This is a genomic window from Streptomyces sp. NPDC059010 (genome assembly GCF_042740355.1).
In the GTDB taxonomy this organism is placed as follows: Bacteria; Actinomycetota; Actinomycetes; order Streptomycetales; family Streptomycetaceae; genus Streptomyces.
Genome location: NZ_JBHYJA010000012.1, coordinates 1 through 17,159 on the forward strand (window position 1 = coordinate 1; position 17,159 = coordinate 17,159).

Sequence of the window (17,159 nt, forward strand, 5' to 3'; positions counted from 1 at the left end):
CGCCGTTCCCGGAAAGCCGCAGCGTGAGTACGAGATGTGGTTCTTCCTCGCCGGGTTCGGCCTCCTCGCCCTTGGCACACTCAGCCAACGCATCGCCCGTGACACCGGCAGGCTCCCGGCACAGCTGGGCTGGTATCTGCTCGCCATCGGCGTGCCGCTGCAGATCCTCTACCCCGTCTCCGGCGCACCGGGACTGATCGTGCTCGGGGTACTGGCCCTGATCGCGGCCCGGCGGGACAGTGCGGGAGACAGCCGGCAGACAACCACTATCGACCGTGCCCAGTGCTCGTGATCAGCCGGATTTGTCCTGATGGCTGCTGTGCTTGTCGAACGGTTGGCGCCGGAGGACCTGTGGGAGTTGTTCCAACGGGTGGTTCCGCCGGCTCCGGAACGCCCGCAGGGCGGAGGACATCGTCGCCGATGGGATCGCGAGGTGCTGGCCGCGATCATCTTCGTGGCCACCTCGGGCTGCACTTGGAACCAACTGCCACCGGGCTTCGGACTGTCGGGAGTGACCGCCTTCCGCCGGTTCACCGAATGGAGTGAGGCCCGTGTGTGGGCCAAGCTCCACCGCCTGGTCCTGGACGAACTCGGCTCCCGAGGCGACCTGGACTGGTCGCGGTGCGCGATCGACTCCGTCAGTGTCCGGGCCCTCAAAGGGGACAGCCGACGGGGCCGAATCCGACCGACCGCGGCAAGAAGGGTTCGAAAATCCACAGTGATGATGGCTGGGTGATCGCCTCGGACCTGACCCAAAAATCCACCGACGCTGTTGAGTTGTCCTGGCGAGGATGCGTCGGTCCGGGGCGATCATGCGCGTGGCCAGCCGGACTTTCGTGACTTAATAGGAGCCTGACCAGAGGTCCCATCACTGTGTTGTCCGTCTGCCCGACCGGCCCGTGCTATCCCCTCCCCAGAGCGCGGTTCGGAAGGACAGCACCACGAGCATGACAGCCAACGAGGCAACCGAGATAACTGTGGTCGGCGGGATCGACACCCACACCGACTTTCACCAGGCCGCCGTCATCGACACTGTGGGCCGGCAGCTGGCCACCGAATCATTCGAAACGACCCCGGACGGCTACTGGCTACTGCTGGAATGGTTCACCTCCCACGGCGAGATCATCGCTGTCGGGATGGAGGGGACCGGCTCCTACGGTGCCGAGCTCGCCCGCTTCCTGCGCGGCAACGGACTCACCGTCATCGAGGTCGACCGCCCTGACCGCAAGTCCCGCCGCGCCAACGGCAAGTCCGACCCCGTCGACGCCTACGCGGCCGCCACCGCTGTTCTGTCAGGCCGTGCCAACGGCACCCCGAAGACCCGCGACGGCATCGTAGAAGCCATCCGCGTTCTGCGCGTGGCCCGCAACTCCGCGGTCAAGGCCCGCACCCAGGCCATCAACCAGATCCGCGCTCTGATGATCAGCGCCCCCAGCGAGGTCCGCGACAGATTCCGCGGCTTGTCCGCCAAAGACTTGATCGGCACCCTCGCCCGCTCCCGCCCCACCGGAAAACTCGAAGATCCCGCTTACACAACCAAAGCCACCCTGAGGCGACTGGCCCGCCGCTACCAGGCACTGGACGAGGAGATCAAGGAGGCCGAAGCCGAGATCGGCCCGCTAGTCACCAAAGCTGCCCCCAAGCTCGTGGCGCTGCCCGGCGTGGGCCCCGAGACTGCAGCTCAGCTCCTCGAAACCGCTGGTGACAACCCCGAACGTCTCCGCTCCGAGGCGTCCTTCGCTCACCTCTGCGCAGCCTCACCCATCCCTGCGTCCTCCGGCCGCACCCACCGCCACCGGCTCAATCGCGGTGGCGATCGCCAGGCCAACAGAGCCCTGCACACCATCGTTTTGGTCCGTATGAAGTACGACCTGCGCACTCAGAAATACGTCGCCCGACGCAACGCCGACGGCCTCTCCAAGAAAGAGATCATCCGGTGCCTGAAACGCTTCGTCGCCCGCGAGATCTACCGTCTGCTACCCCGCCCGCAACTCACCACCGAACAACTCCGCCCCACAGGTTGACGATCTATAGGAGCATCCTCATCGTGGACCGCAGTGGTCTGCCTCTGTCGATCGTCATCTCTGCGGCGAACCTCCATGACAGCCAGGCCCTTAAGTGGGTCCGTCACATCGTCGCCCAGCTCAACTCCGCGCCCGCCGGCGCCGGCCTGGCGGCCGTCCAGACCGGCGGACGGGGCGACGTCACGCAGGGACGCCGAGCGGCGGGTGCTCAAGCACGCGGGGCTTGTACTCGACCAGCTGGATACGGCCGTCGAAGGTGCGGTGCTCGATCATCTCAAGGGCGACGTCCGGATAGCCGTCGTAGATGCGTTCCTCGCCCGTGGCCCCGGTGATCACCGGGAACATCACGACCCGGAAGCGGTCGACGAGTCCGGCCCGCAGCAGGGACCGGCACAGGCTGAGGCTGCCGATCGTGCTGAGGAGCCCCGAGCCACTCGACTTCATGGCGCGGACCGCCTCGACGGCGTCGTCGCGGACGAGCGTGGAGTTGGCCCACGTCAGCGGCTCCTTGAGTGAGGAGGAGAACACCACCTTGGACGCTTGCGTGAGCTCGTCGACGGACGCCTCTTCTTCGGGCCTGAACTCGTCTTGGCCATCCGGGACCTCGCCTGCGGCGAAGCCCGACATCAGGCGGTAGGTGTTCGCTCCCATCAGGTAGGTGACCTCGGGCTGCTCGCCCAGCCATGCGAGGTACTCCGGGCCCTCCAGGCCCCAGAACCCGGGCCATCCCTCTCCCGATGCGTGGCCGTCGAGGGAGGTGATGAAGTCGACGAGAAGCTCCGACATGGCGGTGTCCTTTCCTAGGTGTCATGAGCTTGGACCGGCCGGGAGCCACAAACTCATCGGCCACGCTGTGGAGTAACGAGAAATCCCATGACGCTGCAGCCGATCAGGTCGACGGAGCGGCACTGCTTCGGAAGGCCCGAAGAGCCGGCTCAAAGATGGGTTCTCAGCGACTGGTGGGTGGCCCTCGGGAGAATCCGGCCTATGGGAACAGCGCAGCAGATATCGCAGTGCACCTCATCTCCCAGGTTCTGCTCAACGGCACGGTCGAGGTGGCGGCGAGAGGCCGCGCGGCCGGCTCCGAATGTCCGGACTGCGGCTGCTTCTCGAACCGAGTTCACGACCGATACCGGCACAGGCTGAAGGACCTTCCACTCGCTGAGCAAGGCTTCGTGATCCGACTGACGGTCCGGCGCTTCATCTGTCGAGCGAGCGACGGACTGCCCGCGCCGGACATTCGCCGAGCCGTTCGCGCGGCCTGCCGCCCCGCACGCACGGTTCACCACGCGGCTCAACCACGCCCTGGAGCGAGTAGGGCTCGCGCTGGCCGGGCGGGCCGGAGCTCAGCTCGATGCCCAGGTGGGCGTTTTGGCGGGGTCAGTCCGTGTCCGCGGGCGCGGGCGCAGTCACCGCGAGACTCCCGCGCTCTGCCCGGGTGCGCCGACCATGGCCGTACGCGTCGAGGACCGGCCCGGACACCGCGACCCGTACGCGTACGGCGTGCCTGCGGCTGAGGCCCTGGGCTCCCAGCTCGGACATCCAAGTACAGGTCGTTGGGGCCGTGCTACACGACCCGGCCGCGCTCCTTGCCGCGTACGAGGCCGGGCAGTGCAACGCCGGCGAAGTTTACAGAGTGGTGTCCTGCCACTCTCCGGGCTGGTCGTAGATCTGCTGCAGCAGTTCGGCGAAGGCATCCCTCTCCAGGAGGAGGGCACCGTACTGCAGCGGGATCCGCTTGTCGTTGATCACTGCGGTGGGTGTACCGGGGCCTTCGGGCTCCTTTGCTCCCCCGGCCTTCTCGTAGTCCTTCTGGGAGGCGGTGACGAAGGCGCGGTACTTCATGGATCTCACGGCCGCGTCGAACTTCGGGCTGCGCAGGCCCTTGACCTTGCCGGCCAGTTGAAGCAGGTAGGCGTCGGTGTAGCCGTCGACGCTCTCCTCGGGCTGGTTGGCGTAGAGCACCTCGTGGTACTCCACGAACTTGCCCTCCTCCAGCGCGGCACGCAGCGCGTTGACGGCCTTCTTCGACCCGGTGCCGCCGACCCGGTCGTCCAGGAAGGAGGCGAGGGTGTACTCGGCTCTCGCCCAGCGGTCGAGCATCACCTCCCGCAGTTGCGGACCGCCGCCGGTGGTCTCGAACTCCTCGCAGTACGGACAGCGGGGATCCTCATACAGATGCACCTTCACCGGCGCGTCGGGATCGCCGACCGTGATGGTGATGCCGTCCGCACCGAGCCTTTCCGGCAGTTCCTCAGCGCTCGCGAAGTCAGGCTCGTGCTCCGCCGCTCGCTGCCCGCACCCCGCCATCACCAGCGCCACGGCCGCGCACACCACAGCCCACCGGCCCCCACGCACCATGCGTCATCCCCTCCCCAGAGAACAGCGCGACCCTAGATCATCGGTACGAAAACCGCACCAGCAAAAGCCCCTCACCAGGCCGCTGGCAGATGCCCCGCCGACGTAGTGTCCGGCCACGTGGGCGCCTCCCGCAGGCCTTGGCGGCCAGCGCCGCCCTGTGTCTGGGGCGGCGTCGGAGCGAGGGGGGTCCCTGTTCCTGGTTCCTGGTTCCTGTCTGGGTCGGTGGCTCATCGGGCAGCGCGGGAGGAGGAGTTGAGCCGTTTCCACGGGCCGGTGTGGTCGGCGTCCCATCCGAAGCAGTGGGCGATAGGGACAGCGGGGGCCCTGTGTTATGGCGGGCGCGGGCTTGGCCAGGCGGGTGGTGCCTTCGGTGACGATGGCAGGGCCGGGCCACGGGGGCAGGCACGTGCAGGCGGGTGCGGCGGTCTCGCGGTGGTCGGCCATGAAGGCTCCGGCTCCGGTGTGGCCGGAGGTCCGGTGCGGCGGCTGTCGGGCCGACGGCCGACCCTGCGGGCGATGGTCTCGATCTCGCTGCTGCCGGAGGCGGTACAGCTGCCGGAGGTGCCATGGCACTGCCTGGGACTTGATCTGATGACTGTGCCCCCAGGCCCTGTTCGGTGCCCGGCGAGGTCAAGCCGACTGCGGCTTGCTCGACAGGGCCTTGGTGTGGGCGAGGTGACGGGCCACCTCCCGCCCAGAACCAGCACCTCGCTCAAACCGAAACGGTTGAGGTTAGGCGATCAGAGTGGCGGTGCCACACAACCGCTCGAACCGACGCCGCGCATACGAAAAGCAATCGGTCGATTACCTATGGTTGTCACGGCATGGGGTTGTGACTGCCACACCATAAAGGAGCACCGACGAGTGAAGCGTCAGCGTAAGAGCCGACTGCGCGCCCTGTCGGGCAGCTCGGTGGCTGTCTCCGGTGCCCTGCTCCTGGCGGCCTGCGGCACGAGTGGCAATGCACAGTCCTCCGGCAGATCACCCACGGCCATCTCGCCCGCCACCACAGGCGCCGGCGACATCAAGTGCGGCAAGACGGCCACGCTGTCGGCCTCGGGCTCGACCGCGCAGGAGTTCGCGATGCAGTTCTGGATCAAGAACTACATGCGGGCCTGCCCTGGTAGCCGGATCGGCTACGAAGGAAACGGCTCCGGTGACGGCCAGACCGACTTCCTCAAGGGCAGAACCGCCTTCGCCGGGTCCGACTCCGCACTGAGCGCCGACCAGATCACTCAGTCCAAGAGCGTCTGCTCCGACGGTGGCAAGGCCGTCCACCTGCCGATGCTCGGCGGCCCGATCGCCATCGGCTACAACCTGCCGGGGGTCAAGAAGCTGGTCCTGGACGCCCCCACCCTCGCCAAGATCTTCGACTCGCAGATCACCAAGTGGAACGATCCGTCGATCGCGCAGCTCAACCCCGGCACCAAGCTGCCCTCGACACCGATCCGGGCGTCACACCGCTCCGATTCCTCAGGCACCACGGACAACTTCACCGCCTACCTGAGTGCCGCCGCACCGAACGCCTGGCCGTACGGGCACAGCAAGGAGTGGCAGGCCAAAGGCGGCCAGTCCGCCAAGGGTTCCTCCGGCCTCGTCGAACAGGTGAAGGAGAACGTGGGCGCGATCGGCTACGCCGAGCTGTCGCATGCGCTCGCCCGTGACATCCCTACGGCCTCGATCGCCACCGGCGCCGCTGCCCCGGTCGATGCCAGCGTCTTCACGGCCTCCAAGGCGATGGCCGCTGCCACCACCGCAGGCACCGGTGACGACCTCGTACTCAAGCTCGACTACGCGACCAAGGCCCCGGGTGCCTACCCGATCGACATGGTCACGTACGAGATCGTCTGCGACAAGGGCAACGAGCCGGCGTCATGGTCCGCCACCAAGGCGTTCCTGACGTACATCGCCGGCACGAAGGGCCAGGAGGACCTGAGCTTCCAGGGCTACGCGACGCTTCCGGCCACCATCGTGAACAAGGTCCGTAGCAAGATCAACAGTCTGTCCTAGCCCCAACCTGGAAAGTGCCGGCGTCGTCGGGCTACTGATGGGCGCTGCTGACTCAGCCTCATACGCCGCGGTGGGCCCTGGGCAGCGCCGCCGCTCACGGTAACAATCGGCGCTGCTCTCGTGACCGCTTCCGCACTCGTTGGCGCCGCTGGTCGGCCCACCGGGACCGGTGTTCGATCGCGGCCCCCGTGCCGGATGCGTGTCAGGCCTGGAGGCGTTCGGTGCGTGCCTGCGCCGGAGGGGCCGGGGCGGGGCTTGTCATTCCCACCGACCAGAACCCTGTGGTGCGGGGAACGGACGTCACGTCATCGAGGCAGGGCGCCGGCGCCGCGCCGGCCGGGCCCTGAACGACGGTCCAGGTACTGCCGTGAAGCGGATGCCGAGGCTGCGCACGCTCTCGTACAGCCCGACGTCCTTCCCCGCGCCTTGCTTCGGACGAGTTCATCCGAAGCGAGGGGATGACCGGATGCTCGCGGAGGATGACGGACGCCTTCCGCTGCGCACGCACGACACCCGCTATTCAACCGATCGGTTGACAAGCCGGAACCTCGACCGTAAGGTATTTAACCAATCGGTTGAATATGAGAGGTGTGAGTGACGTGGCCGACGATCGGCTGTCGCTGGTGTTCTCCGCACTGGCGGATCCCACTCGGCGCGACATCGTGGCCCGGCTCGCCGCCGGGGACGCCACGGTCAACGAACTGGCCGAGCCGTACGACGTCTCGCTGCAGGCCGTGTCCAAGCACATCAAGGTCCTTCAGGACGCCGGTCTGGTCACTCGCAGCAGAGTCGCCCAGCGGCGGCCCTGCCACCTGGAGGCAGAGGTCTTCGACCTGATGACGAAGTGGATCGAGCGCTACCGGCGCGAGGCGGAGGACCGATTCCGCCGCCTCGACGCCCTCCTTGAGCAGATGGACGAACAGTCGACGACGGACACCGCGACGAAAGAGGCGGCATCATGAGCTCCACCGACACGCCCCACCGCAACGAGACACGGATCGTGGCCGACCCTGATCTGCCCACCATCCTGATCATCCGGGAGTTCGACGCTCCGCCGGAGCGCGTGTTCCGGGCGTACACCGACCCCGATCTGGTCGTCCAGTGGCTCGGCCCGCGCCGGCTCACGATGCGGATCGACCACTACGACGCGCGCAGCGCCGGCTCCTATCGCTACGTGCACCGTGACGACGACGGAACCGAGTACGGCTTCCACGGTGTGTTCCACGAGGTGCGTCCCAACGAGCGCATCGTGCAGACCTTCACCTACGAGGGCTTTCCGGACGGCGTCAGCCTGGAGACGGCCGTCTTCGAGGACCTCGGTGGCCGCACCCGGGTCACCGGCAAGTCGCTCATGGACTCCGTCGAAGCCCGCGATGCGATGCTCAAGAGCGGCATGGAGTACGGCGTCCGCGAGGGCTACGAGCGGCTTGACGAGCTGCTTGCCAGGCAACAGGGCGACAGCGCCGGCCGACGCACCGAGACCGGGTCTTGATCATGACGAGAACAGCAGCCGACGAGCACCGCGCCGTGGCGCGCGTATTCACCGACCGCGTACGCGGCACGGATCCACAGGCATGGGACGACCCCGCGCCGTGCCAGGGGTGGGCCGCCCGGGACGTCGTCCGTCACCTCGTCGAGTGGCTCCCCGCCTTCCTCGAAGCCGGCGCCGGAGTCGAACTGCCCAAAGGGCCCTCGGTGGACGACGACCCGGTGGCCGCCTGGGCGACGCACCGCGACGGGGTGCAGGCCCTCCTCGACGATCCAGCCACCGCACACAAACTGCTGTCGAACCCGCACATCGGAGAGATCCCACTGGACCAGGCGGTCGACCGGTTCTACACCGCCGATGTCTTCATGCACACCTGGGACCTGGCACGGGCCACCGGCCAGGACGAACACCTCGATCCCGCCAAATGCACCCAGTTGCTCGACGGGATGCTGCCGCTCGACGCCGTGCTCCGGGCGAGCGGGCAGTACGGACCGCGCGTCGAGGTTCCGGAGAGCGCCGACGTCCAGACTCGCCTGCTCGCCTTCATCGGCCGCAAGCCCTGATGAGCCGTAGGGCACCGTCGGCGGTGGCGTGTCGGCCCCTTGCACAGCCGAGCACCGTCTGCCTGCGGGTCAGGCCGCCTGGGTGAGCTCGGCGCGGCCGAACAGCAGGGCGTAGCCGGAGAGAAGTTGGGCGAGGATAGGGCTGAGGAGTTCCTCGTCGGCGAGCTGGGCCGGCGCCGTCAGTTCCGCCCAGCGTCGTATCTCCTGCACGACCGCGCACATGGTCCCGCCCAGTGCGGTGAGTTCGTACTCCACACGGACCGGTACCTCGGCGTAGACCCGGCGGGCGACGAGCCCGTCCCGTTCGAGGTCGCGGAGTGCTCTGGCCAGGACCTGCCCGCTCACCCCGAGCCGGTTCTTCAGGTCGTTGAACCGGGTGGGGCCGTCCTCCAGCGCATGGGTGATGAGCACGGTCCATCGGCTGGCCAGCCGCTTCAGCGCCTCGCGCGTTGGTGGTGACTTCGGAGTAGGGCAGATGTGCGGCCGGCCCGATTCGACGGCGACCGCCGTCAGCCCAGTCCGACGCCTGCCACAACGAACTGTCGGCACCGGTATCCACCGCGGCATCGTTCTCAGTCGAGCAGGGCGGAGACCTGCGATCGAACCACGTCCCAGACCGTGGCTGGGAGATCGCCGAGCGCTGTTCCACGCAGCGCGCTCAGGGTCTGCTCGGTGTCCGCGGCGCACGTGGCACTTCCACTGAGCACGTCGTAGCCGTCGCGGACGGCGGTTCGCAGGCGGTGGCGACCGTCGGCCTCGGTGTGCACAGCTGAGGCGACCACGGCAGGCGGCGGTCCGCCTGCCTCGCCGACCATTTTGCAAAACGCGCTGGCGATCGGCTTGTTCCAGCGGAGGCTGAGCAGGACGGGACGCTTGGCCACCACCTCGGCCAGATCCGTCTCGCGCACGCCGTCGGGTTCCAGCACCGTCGCCCTGGCGTCCAGGACGAGTGCCGCGGGGAGCAGGCAGCGAAGCGTGCTGCCGACGACGTTGCCGCCGACCGTCGCGCTCCGCCGTACCGCCCCGGTGCCCACCTGGGCGGCGGCCAGACGCAGCGCGTCCGGAACCCGGTCGTCCACCCGATGCAGCACCACAGCGCCACCCACGGTGTCGCCCCCCAGGACATTGGCCTCGGGCAACTCACGCAGGGACATGGCGTGTTCAGGGAAGCCGTCCCGCTGCCAAGTGGCCCACAGGAGTGTCGCCCCGCCGATCAGGACAGCTCCTTCGGCCAGGCACTGCTGTGCTTCGAGCACGGACGTGGGTAGACGCAACAGCACAGTGACCACCCTGCCTTCGTGATGAGTCGGACGGGGCAGCAGGTGCGTTTTTGGCCACCCGGCCCCCGGTAAGACAATCTCTTCAATGGGGGGCGCATAAAGGGCTCACATGAGCACACGGTCCCTTCGCCGGGAACCGAGCGCCTGCCGACAGAGCCGGGCCACCTCTGCAGGCCTGGTACGGCCGAAGGCACCGCCCGGCGGACCGCACACGGCGAGCGGCCGAACGTCGATGCTGGGCAGGCCTGGTCGCCCTGTGCGGTTTTCCGGTCGATGCGTTCGCGCCGTGGCGGCGGGCTTCTCGCACCTGGCTCCCTGAGTGTGCCGCGGCGCTCCAAGGCGTCAGGCCGGCCTGCCCGCCCTGATGGTCATTCCGGGCCGTCGGCCTCCTCGATCGGCGGCATGAACGCGCGCAGCCACCGCTCCGTCTGGGCGACGTGCGCCTGTGCCGCACCGGCCGCGGCGACGGGGTCGCGGTCGGCGATGGCGGTGGCCAGGACACGGTGGTCGTCGTCGCTCTTCCGCCGTAGTTCGGGGCCTTCGGGCAGGGTGAAGACCTGGTATTTGCGGGAACGGGCGCGGAAGACGGCCAAGAGGGTCGCCAGCGTCGGATTGCCGCCCACGCGGGCGATTTCCGCATGGAAGCGGTGGTCCAGCTCGGACGCCCTGGTGGGATCGCTCGTGGCCTCCATGTCCTCGATGAGGGAGAAGAGCGTGGCCACCGTCTCCGGCGTGCAGCGCGCCGCCGCCTGGGCGGCCACATGGGCCTCAAGGACGCGCCGGATCTCGTAGACCTCCAACAGACCCGACAGCGGGAGGAGTTCGAGGGTCAGGGAGAGGCTGCCGATCACGTCCTGCGGCCTCAGCTGGGAGACGTACGTACCCGACCCGTGCCGCGGCTCGATGACGCCCAGGGCGGCGAGCATCCGTACGGCCTCGCGCAGCGACCCCCGCGAGACGCCCAGCTCTTCACAGAGCTCGCCCTCGGGCGGGATGCGTTCGCCCGGTCCGAGGCGTCCCGTTCCGATCATGTGCCGTAGGCCGTGGAACGCCTTCTCGACTGCGGACATCCGTCCCCTCTTCCTCCCCTGACGGGCCGCGATCACGCCGCGGTCCCTCGGAGCACTGTAGCGAGCCTCAGATGTGTCGGATGTGCGTCACACGTAAGTCATCTGATGACTTTCACTGTACGACCCTTGTTTCCGCCCGGGAAGGTGTGCAGGATGCCAAGTCATCAGATGTGTCTGGCGGAGCTGGATCTTCCGCGGGACACGCCCTGCCCAGATGTGGAGTCCTGTGAGCGAGACCGAGGTGACCACCGCACCGCGCCCTCTACTGCTGGCGGACGGCCGGCCCGCCGACCGGGCGTGGTCGCTGGATCCTGCCCTCAAGCACCTCAACCACGGTTCCTTCGGTGCGGTGCCGCTGGTGGCTCAGGAGCGGCAGGAGGTGCTGCGTGTGGAGATGGAACGCTCCCCCGTGGTGTGGTTCCCGGCGCTCCCCCAGCGGCTCGCCGCGGCCCGGGTCGAGCTCGCCGAATTCCTGCGGGTCGGTGCCGGCGATCTCGCGCTGGTGCCCAACGCCAGCGCCGGCGCGAGTGTCGTGTACGCCGCCCTCATCCTGCGTCCCGGCGGGGAGATCGTCGTCACCGACCACGGCTACGGGGCCGTGACGATGGGTGCCGAGCGGCTGGCACGCCGCTGGGGCGGCCGGGTCCGTACCGCCCGGGTGCCGCTCGACGCGGACGAGGACGCGGCGTACGAGGCGGTGGTCGCCGAACTCGGCGACGCCACCGAACTCGTCGTCGTCGACCAGATCACCTCGGCGACCGCACGCCGGCTGCCCGTGGAACGCATCGGGGCCGAGGCCCGGCGGCGCGGCATCCCCGTCCTCGTCGACGGCGCGCACGCCCCCGGCCTGCTCGCCGCCCCGCTCGCCGACGCGACCTACGACTTCTGGACCGGCAATCTGCACAAGTGGGGCTGCGCCCCGCGCGGCACGGCCGCCCTGGTCGCCCGCGGCCCGCTGCGCGAGCGGCTCTATCCCCTCATCGACTCCTGGGCCGCGGCCGATCCCTACCCGGACCGCTTCGACCAGCAGGGCACGATCGACGCCACGTCGTACCTGGCCGCGCCGACGTCCCTCGGCTTCATCGAGGGCACCTGGGGCTGGCCCGCCGCCCGCCGTTACATGGACGACCTGGCCGACTACGGCGCCTCGGTCATCGGCACCGCGGCCGGCGAACTGACCGGCGCGGACAGCGCGGTCGACGTCGGCATGCCCGTCCCCGGCATGCGTCTGGTGCGGCTCCCGGACGGACTCGCCGCCGACCGCATCGAGGCCGACGCCCTGCGCGACCGGGTGGCCCTCGAACTGGGCGTCGAGGCGGCCTTCACCAGCTTCGGCGGCATCGGCTACATGCGCCTGTCCGCCCACGTCTACAACACCGCCGCCGACTACGAGTACTTCGCCGAGGAATGCGTCCCCGTCCTCGGCAGGTGGGCAAGAGAGAACTCAGGGAAGAGGTCAGCACAATGAGAAGAAGGACGGCAGCTCTCGCGCTCGGCACCGCCGCCGCGATGGTCCTGACCGGCTGTTCCACCATGAGCCCCGAGGCGAGCGGAACAGTCACCCTCAACATGGTCGAGAGCCTGACGAACCCGACCCGCACCGATCTGCTCAAGGACCTCATAGCCGACTTCGAGCAGCAGAACCCCAAGGTCAAGGTCAACCTGGTCTCCCCGCCCACCGAGCAGGCCGACCAGAAGCTCCAGCAGATGCTCCAGTCCGGCAGCGGGGTGGACGTCCTGGAGGTCCGCGACATCACCGTCGGGCCCTGGTCGAACAACGGCTGGCTCTACGACATGAAGAAGGACCTCGCCGGCTGGAAGGGCTGGGAGGCGATGACGGAGAACGCGGTCAACGCCTCGAAGGACGCCAAGGGCAAGACGTACTTCGTCCCGTACGGCTTCTACGGGCTGAGTCTCTTCTACCGCACCGACCTGATCAAGGAGGCGGGCTTCAGCAAGCCGCCGGCCACCTGGGCGGAACTGGTGGAGCAGGCGTCCGCCATCCATGACCCGGCCAAGCGCCGCTACGGCTACGCGTTCCGCGGCGGCGCCAACGCCAACAGCAACGCCACCGCCGCGATCGAGGCCTACCTCGCCGACCAGGTCGACCCGGCGAACGGCTTCAAGCTCAAGGACGGCCGTACGATCTTCGCCGCGCCCGAGGCTGAGGCAGCCATGGAGAACTACCTCAAGCTCTTCAAGCAGGCCTCCCCCAAGTCGTCCGTCGCCTGGGGCTACCCGGAGATGGTCGAGGCGTTCTCCAACGGCTCCACGGCGTTCCTGCTCCAGGACCCGGAGGTGATCGCGACGGTCTCCGAGTCGAAGTCGATCTCCAAGGGCCAGTGGGGCACCGCGCCGCTGGTGGCCGGGCCGGGCGGCAAGACCGTGCAGCCGCTGGCCACCGCCGGGTGGGGTGTCGCCCAGGGCAGCAAGCAGAAGGCCGAGGCGGTGAAGCTGGTCGAGTTCCTGTCCCAGGGCGAGGCGTCGACGTCGTTCACGAAGAAGAACAGCCTGGTGCCCATCCTCAAGTCGGCGACCGGCGACCCGTTCTACAAGACCGGCCCCTGGGCGAGCTACGTCACGATGACCGAGCAGCCCGACAAGTACCTGGTCGTCACCCAGCCGCGCGGCGTCACCTGGTGGGCCGAGTGGCAGCAGAAGGCGGACGCCGACGTGCAGAAACTGATCCTCGGCAAGACCACGCCCAAGAAGCTGGTCGCGGGCTGGGACGCGTACTGGACCGAGAAGTGGCAGCAGGAGCAGTAGACATGTCCGTCACGTCCACAACGGCGACGAAGACGAAGACGCCGGGCAGTGGGGAGACCTCGCACAGGCGGGGTCTCCCCCGCGGGGGCCGGCGACGGGAGTTCACCACCCGGCGCGGTCTTCAGATCGCCGCGTACATGGCCCCTGCCGCGGTCTTCGTGGCGGTCTTCACGTACTACCCCATGATCGCGGGCGGCCAGATGGCCTTCCGCAACTGGAAGTTGACCGACCTGACCGACACCTCCTGGGTCGGGCTGAAGAACTTCCGCGACGTCTTCGCCGACCCGGCCTGGGGCACCGTCCTCGGCAACAGTGCGATCTGGGTGTTCGGTTCGATCGTGCCCCAGCTGGTCATCGGCTTCGCGCTCGCGCTGTGGCTGCGCCGCCGCTTCCCCTTCCGCGGCATCTACCAGGCGCTGATCTTCTTCCCCTGGGCGATCTCCGGTTTCCTCATCGGCATCCTCTTCCGCTGGCTGTTCAACAGCGAGTTCGGTGTCGTCAACGACCTGCTCCAGAAGGCCGGTCTGATCGACGAGCCGGTCGCCTGGCTGGCGGATCCGAAGACGGCGATGGTGGCCGTGCTCATCGCCAACATCTGGTACGGCGTCACCTTCTTCGCGATCATGATCCTGGCCGCGCTCCAGTCGATCCCCGACGAGCTCTACGAGGCGGCGGCGCTGGACGGCGCGAGCAAGGCACGCACGCTCTTCCAGATCACCATCCCGTACATCCGCACCACGCTGGCACTGACCGTGCTGCTACGGGTGATCTGGATCTTCAACTTCCCCGACCTGATCTTCGGCATGACCGGCGGCGGGCCGAACAACGAGACGCACATCGTGACCACCTGGATGATCAAGATCACTCAGCAGGGCGACTACGGCAGGGCCTCCGCGCTCGGCCTCCTCGTGGTGGCCGCGCTGCTGGTGTTCGCGGTGTTCTTCCTCATGGCCACGCGCGAGAGGAAAGGGGTGAGGTCGTGATCGGCAAGGAGTCCGCGGCCGGCCGGGTCGTCAAGTTCGCCTTCCTCGGTGTGTGGCTGCTTTTCACCGTCTTCCCGCTCTACTGGATCGCCGTCACCTCGCTGAAGGCACCCGGCGACATCTTCCACTTCCCGCTCGCCTACTGGCCCGAGCGCTTCTCCCTGGAAAACTACAGCGGCCTGTTCGCTACGGCCGACTTCGGTACGTACCTCACCAACAGCCTGATCGTCTCCACCGTCGCCGCCGCGACGGCCACGGCGATCTCGATGCTCTCGGCATACGTACTGGCCCGCTTCGAGTTCCGCACCAAGTCCGCTCTGCTGATGGCCGCGCTGGTCACCCAGATGATCCCGTCGTTCATCGCGCTGGGACCGCTGTACCTGCTGATGACCGACCTGCAGCTGGTCGACAACCGCTTCGGCCTGATCCTCGTCTACATCGCGGTGTGCATCCCCTTCTGCACGGTGATGCTGCGCGGCTTCTTCGAGAACATCCCGGACGCGCTGGAGGAGGCCGCCATGATCGACGGTCTGTCGCGCTTCGCGGCGCTGTTCCGGGTGCTGTTGCCGGTGATGCGGCCCGGCATCATCGCCGCGTTCATCTTCAATTTCGTCAACTGCTGGAACGAGCTGTTCCTGTCCGTGACGCTCATGAACAGCGACAGCAACAAGACCGTCCCCACGGCCCTGAACGGCTTCATCTCCAGCTTCAACATCGACTGGGGTTCGATGTCCGCGGCGGCCGTGCTCACCATCCTCCCCACCATGCTCCTGTTCGCCTTCGCCAGCCGCCACATCGTCCAGGGACTCACCTCGGGGGCGGTGAAGGGCTGAGAGGGCAGCAGGCCGGACAGCCGCTCCGGTCCATCGTGGATGCTTGATCCTGCTCAGAACTGCTGTCTATCGAGCACGTATTGACATGCAACCGTCGAAGCCCGCAGAGTCATGCCCCGACAGGCCCGACAGTGCCCCGGCAGTGATGCAAGCCACCCCACGAGGAGTGTTGCCGTCATGTCCGAAACACCCGTTGTCTCACGCCGCCTGCTCCTGGGCGGAGCCGCCGCCACCGGTGCGCTCGCGGCAGGGATGACCGCCGCGGCCCCGGACGCGTCCGCCGCGACCGGACAGGCTCCGCGCCGCCGGTCCGGACAGAAGTCGATGATCGGCGTGCCGTTCGAGGTCCACAGAACCGTCCGCGTCGGTGTGATCGGCCTGGGCAACCGTGGCGGCGACATGGTCATGGGCTGGGCGGCCGTGCCCGGCTGCACCGTGACCGCCGTCTGCGACATCCGCGCCGACCGCGCGCGACGCGCCGCCGACCGGCTGGTGAGCAAGGGCGAGCCCCGCCCCGCCGAATACGGCGGATCAGCCGACTCCTACGCCCGGATGCTCCGGCGTGACGACATCGACCTGGTGTACGTCGCCACGCCGTGGGAGTTCCACTACGAGCACGGCAGAGCCGCGCTGCAAAGCGGCAGGCACGCCGTGGTGGAACTCCCTGTCGCGACCGAGCTGCGCCAGCTGTGGGACCTCGTCGACACGTCCGAGCACACCCGCAAGCACTTACTCCTCGCCGAGAACTGCAACTACGGCCGCAACGAACTCGCCATGCTGCGGATGGCCCACGCCGGCCTGTTCGGCGACATCACCAACGGCCATGGCGGCTACTGCCACGACCTGCGTGAACTCCTCTTCTCCGACACGTACTACACCGACTCCTGGCGGCGGCTGTGGCACACCCGCAGCACCGCGTCCCTCTACCCCATGCACGGGCTGGCCCCGATCGCGGCCGCCATGGACGTCAACCGGGGTGACCGGATGACCACGCTGCGCGCCACCGCGACCGCACCTAAGGGACTGGCCGACTACCGCGAGCGTTTCGTCCCCCGGGGCCATCCGTCCTGGCAGGAGACGTACGTCAACGGTGACCTGGTCACCTGCCTCATCGAGACCGAGCGCGGCAGGGTCATCCGGGCCGAGCACGACGTGAGTTCACCCCGGCCGTACAGCAGGATCAACACCCTCGCCGGCAGCCGCGGGATCGTCGAGGACTACGCCGGGCCCGCCCCGACCGGCGCGCGCGTCTATCTCGAACCGGACCACGGCGGCCACAGCTGGCGCGACTTCGCCGACTACCGCAAGGAGTACGACCACTGGCTGTGGCAGAAGGTCGGCGACGACGCGGCGAACAACGGCGGTCACGGCGGCATGGACTACGTCCTGCAGTGGCGCACCGTGCAGCTGATGCGTGCCGGGCTGGTGCCCGACATCGACGTGTACGACTCGGCTGCCTGGTGCTCGGCGGTCCCGCTGAGCGCCGCGTCCCTGGCGAGGAAGGGCCGGCCGGTCGAGGTCCCGGACTTCACCCGGGGCGCCTGGGCAGGCAAACGGCCCGGACTCGACTCCAGCCCTACGGACATGCCCCCGGTCGGCTGAGGGGCGCGCTCCGCACGCCCTGGGCCCCGGCGAGGAGCCGGCGTTCATGCAGGTCGCGGGCTGGCCAGGTGGCGGGGGGGGGGGGGGGGGGGCCCCCCCCCCCCCCCCGGGGCCCCCCCCCCCCGGGGGGGGGGTGTCAACGGCCCCCCCCGGGGGGGGGGGGGGGTGTGTGGGAGGG

17 protein-coding genes and 2 pseudogenes are annotated in these 17,159 nt (G+C 68.4%); 13 read left to right on the forward strand and 6 right to left on the reverse strand.

All coding sequences use genetic code 11. The features are described from left to right. The 3 genes and pseudogenes from ACFWYS_RS14570 to ACFWYS_RS14580 form a co-directional block, all read left to right on the forward strand. The coding region (locus ACFWYS_RS14570) for a DUF6463 family protein (RefSeq protein WP_384767446.1) at positions 1-292 on the forward strand (292 nt) is incomplete at its 5' end. Positions 293-310: 18 nt separating this feature from the next. Further along, positions 311-717, forward strand: a pseudogene (locus tag ACFWYS_RS14575) (transposase); the annotation flags it as partial. A 230-nt stretch (positions 718-947) separates the two neighbouring features. Then, a complete protein-coding gene (locus tag ACFWYS_RS14580) occupies positions 948-2,024 on the forward strand; it encodes an IS110 family transposase (RefSeq protein WP_384767449.1) in 1,077 nt (358 codons plus the stop codon). Positions 2,025-2,204: 180 nt separating this feature from the next. Here ACFWYS_RS14580 and ACFWYS_RS14585 read toward each other — a convergent pair whose 3' ends face one another. Beyond that, positions 2,205-2,810, reverse strand: coding sequence for a dihydrofolate reductase family protein (locus ACFWYS_RS14585; RefSeq protein ID WP_384767452.1), 606 nt, complete (start codon positions 2,808-2,810; stop codon positions 2,205-2,207). Positions 2,811-2,965: 155 nt separating this feature from the next. Here ACFWYS_RS14585 and ACFWYS_RS14590 point away from each other — a divergent pair. Next, positions 2,966-3,175 (forward strand): annotated as a pseudogene (locus ACFWYS_RS14590) (hypothetical protein); the annotation flags it as partial. Positions 3,176-3,404: 229 nt separating this feature from the next. On the opposite strand, the gene ACFWYS_RS14595 reads toward ACFWYS_RS14590, so the two are convergent. Together ACFWYS_RS14595 and ACFWYS_RS14600 are read right to left on the reverse strand one after the other, a co-directional pair. Further along, positions 3,405-3,566 (reverse strand): hypothetical protein, encoded by a 162-nt coding sequence (locus ACFWYS_RS14595; protein WP_384767950.1) that lies wholly within the window; start codon positions 3,564-3,566, stop codon positions 3,405-3,407. An 87-nt stretch (positions 3,567-3,653) separates the two neighbouring features. Beyond that, on the reverse strand, positions 3,654-4,385 hold the full coding sequence (locus ACFWYS_RS14600) for a DsbA family protein (protein WP_384767455.1): 732 nt from the start codon (positions 4,383-4,385) through the stop codon (positions 3,654-3,656). 864 nt (positions 4,386-5,249) lie between these two features. On the opposite strand from ACFWYS_RS14600, the gene pstS reads away from it, so the two are divergent. From pstS to ACFWYS_RS14620, 4 genes are all read left to right on the forward strand, one after another. Beyond that, entirely contained in the window at positions 5,250-6,395 is a 1,146-nt protein-coding gene (gene pstS / locus ACFWYS_RS14605) for a phosphate ABC transporter substrate-binding protein PstS (RefSeq protein WP_384767458.1), read from the forward strand. A 599-nt stretch (positions 6,396-6,994) separates the two neighbouring features. Then, positions 6,995-7,357 carry an ArsR/SmtB family transcription factor gene (locus ACFWYS_RS14610; RefSeq protein WP_384767460.1) on the forward strand — a complete coding sequence of 121 codons (363 nt, stop codon included), beginning with the start codon at positions 6,995-6,997 and terminating at the stop codon, positions 7,355-7,357. Beyond that, positions 7,354-7,887, forward strand: a complete 534-nt coding sequence (locus ACFWYS_RS14615) for an SRPBCC family protein (RefSeq protein WP_384767462.1) — start codon at positions 7,354-7,356, stop codon at positions 7,885-7,887. Before ACFWYS_RS14610 ends, ACFWYS_RS14615 begins: the two co-directional genes overlap by 4 nt. Positions 7,888-7,889: 2 nt before the next feature. Next, positions 7,890-8,447 (forward strand): TIGR03086 family metal-binding protein, encoded by a 558-nt coding sequence (locus ACFWYS_RS14620; RefSeq protein WP_384767465.1) that lies wholly within the window; start codon positions 7,890-7,892, stop codon positions 8,445-8,447. Positions 8,448-8,516: 69 nt separating this feature from the next. Here ACFWYS_RS14620 and ACFWYS_RS14625 read toward each other — a convergent pair whose 3' ends face one another. The 3 genes from ACFWYS_RS14625 to ACFWYS_RS14635 form a co-directional block, all read right to left on the reverse strand. Then, the gene (locus tag ACFWYS_RS14625) at positions 8,517-8,960 is read right to left on the reverse strand and encodes a winged helix-turn-helix transcriptional regulator (protein WP_384767935.1); all 444 of its coding nucleotides are present in this window, start codon (positions 8,958-8,960) and stop codon (positions 8,517-8,519) included. Between the two features lie 59 nt (positions 8,961-9,019). Further along, positions 9,020-9,727, reverse strand: coding sequence for an FAD binding domain-containing protein (locus ACFWYS_RS14630; protein ID WP_384767467.1), 708 nt, complete (start codon positions 9,725-9,727; stop codon positions 9,020-9,022). Positions 9,728-10,095: 368 nt separating this feature from the next. Further along, positions 10,096-10,797: a FadR/GntR family transcriptional regulator gene (locus tag ACFWYS_RS14635; protein ID WP_384767470.1), complete on the reverse strand. Its 702-nt coding sequence runs from the start codon at positions 10,795-10,797 to the stop codon at positions 10,096-10,098. Between the two features lie 226 nt (positions 10,798-11,023). Between ACFWYS_RS14635 and ACFWYS_RS14640 the strand changes: the two genes are divergently transcribed. From ACFWYS_RS14640 to ACFWYS_RS14660, 5 genes are all read left to right on the forward strand, one after another. After that, positions 11,024-12,265 (forward strand): aminotransferase class V-fold PLP-dependent enzyme, encoded by a 1,242-nt coding sequence (locus ACFWYS_RS14640; RefSeq protein WP_384767472.1) that lies wholly within the window; start codon positions 11,024-11,026, stop codon positions 12,263-12,265. Further along, complete coding sequence (locus ACFWYS_RS14645) at positions 12,262-13,563, forward strand: ABC transporter substrate-binding protein (protein WP_384767474.1); 1,302 nt, start codon at positions 12,262-12,264, stop codon at positions 13,561-13,563. Before ACFWYS_RS14640 ends, ACFWYS_RS14645 begins: the two co-directional genes overlap by 4 nt. A gap of 2 nt (positions 13,564-13,565) precedes the next feature. Further along, a complete protein-coding gene (locus ACFWYS_RS14650; RefSeq protein WP_384767477.1) occupies positions 13,566-14,546 on the forward strand; it encodes a carbohydrate ABC transporter permease in 981 nt (326 codons plus the stop codon). Further along, the gene (locus ACFWYS_RS14655) at positions 14,543-15,379 is read left to right on the forward strand and encodes a carbohydrate ABC transporter permease (protein WP_384767480.1); all 837 of its coding nucleotides are present in this window, start codon (positions 14,543-14,545) and stop codon (positions 15,377-15,379) included. Before ACFWYS_RS14650 ends, ACFWYS_RS14655 begins: the two co-directional genes overlap by 4 nt. 177 nt (positions 15,380-15,556) lie before the next feature. Beyond that, the gene (locus tag ACFWYS_RS14660; RefSeq protein ID WP_384767483.1) at positions 15,557-16,981 is read left to right on the forward strand and encodes a Gfo/Idh/MocA family protein; all 1,425 of its coding nucleotides are present in this window, start codon (positions 15,557-15,559) and stop codon (positions 16,979-16,981) included. The last annotated feature ends 178 nt before the right edge of the window (positions 16,982-17,159 follow it).

Excerpts from the sequence above, each read along its gene's own strand:
- ACFWYS_RS14580 (WP_384767449.1), top strand. The coding sequence starts at position 948 with ATGACAGCCAACGAGGCAACCGAGATAACTGTGGTCGGCGGGATCGAC.
- ACFWYS_RS14585 (WP_384767452.1), bottom strand. The coding sequence starts at position 2,810 with ATGTCGGAGCTTCTCGTCGACTTCATCACCTCCCTCGACGGCCACGCA.
- ACFWYS_RS14595 (WP_384767950.1), bottom strand. The coding sequence starts at position 3,566 with ATGTCCGAGCTGGGAGCCCAGGGCCTCAGCCGCAGGCACGCCGTACGC.
- ACFWYS_RS14600 (WP_384767455.1), bottom strand. The coding sequence starts at position 4,385 with ATGGTGCGTGGGGGCCGGTGGGCTGTGGTGTGCGCGGCCGTGGCGCTG.
- ACFWYS_RS14615 (WP_384767462.1), top strand. The coding sequence starts at position 7,354 with ATGAGCTCCACCGACACGCCCCACCGCAACGAGACACGGATCGTGGCC.
- ACFWYS_RS14620 (WP_384767465.1), top strand. The coding sequence starts at position 7,890 with ATGACGAGAACAGCAGCCGACGAGCACCGCGCCGTGGCGCGCGTATTC.
- ACFWYS_RS14635 (WP_384767470.1), bottom strand. The coding sequence starts at position 10,797 with ATGTCCGCAGTCGAGAAGGCGTTCCACGGCCTACGGCACATGATCGGA.
- ACFWYS_RS14645 (WP_384767474.1), top strand. The coding sequence starts at position 12,262 with ATGAGAAGAAGGACGGCAGCTCTCGCGCTCGGCACCGCCGCCGCGATG.
- ACFWYS_RS14650 (WP_384767477.1), top strand. The coding sequence starts at position 13,566 with ATGTCCGTCACGTCCACAACGGCGACGAAGACGAAGACGCCGGGCAGT.
- ACFWYS_RS14660 (WP_384767483.1), top strand. The coding sequence starts at position 15,557 with ATGTCCGAAACACCCGTTGTCTCACGCCGCCTGCTCCTGGGCGGAGCC.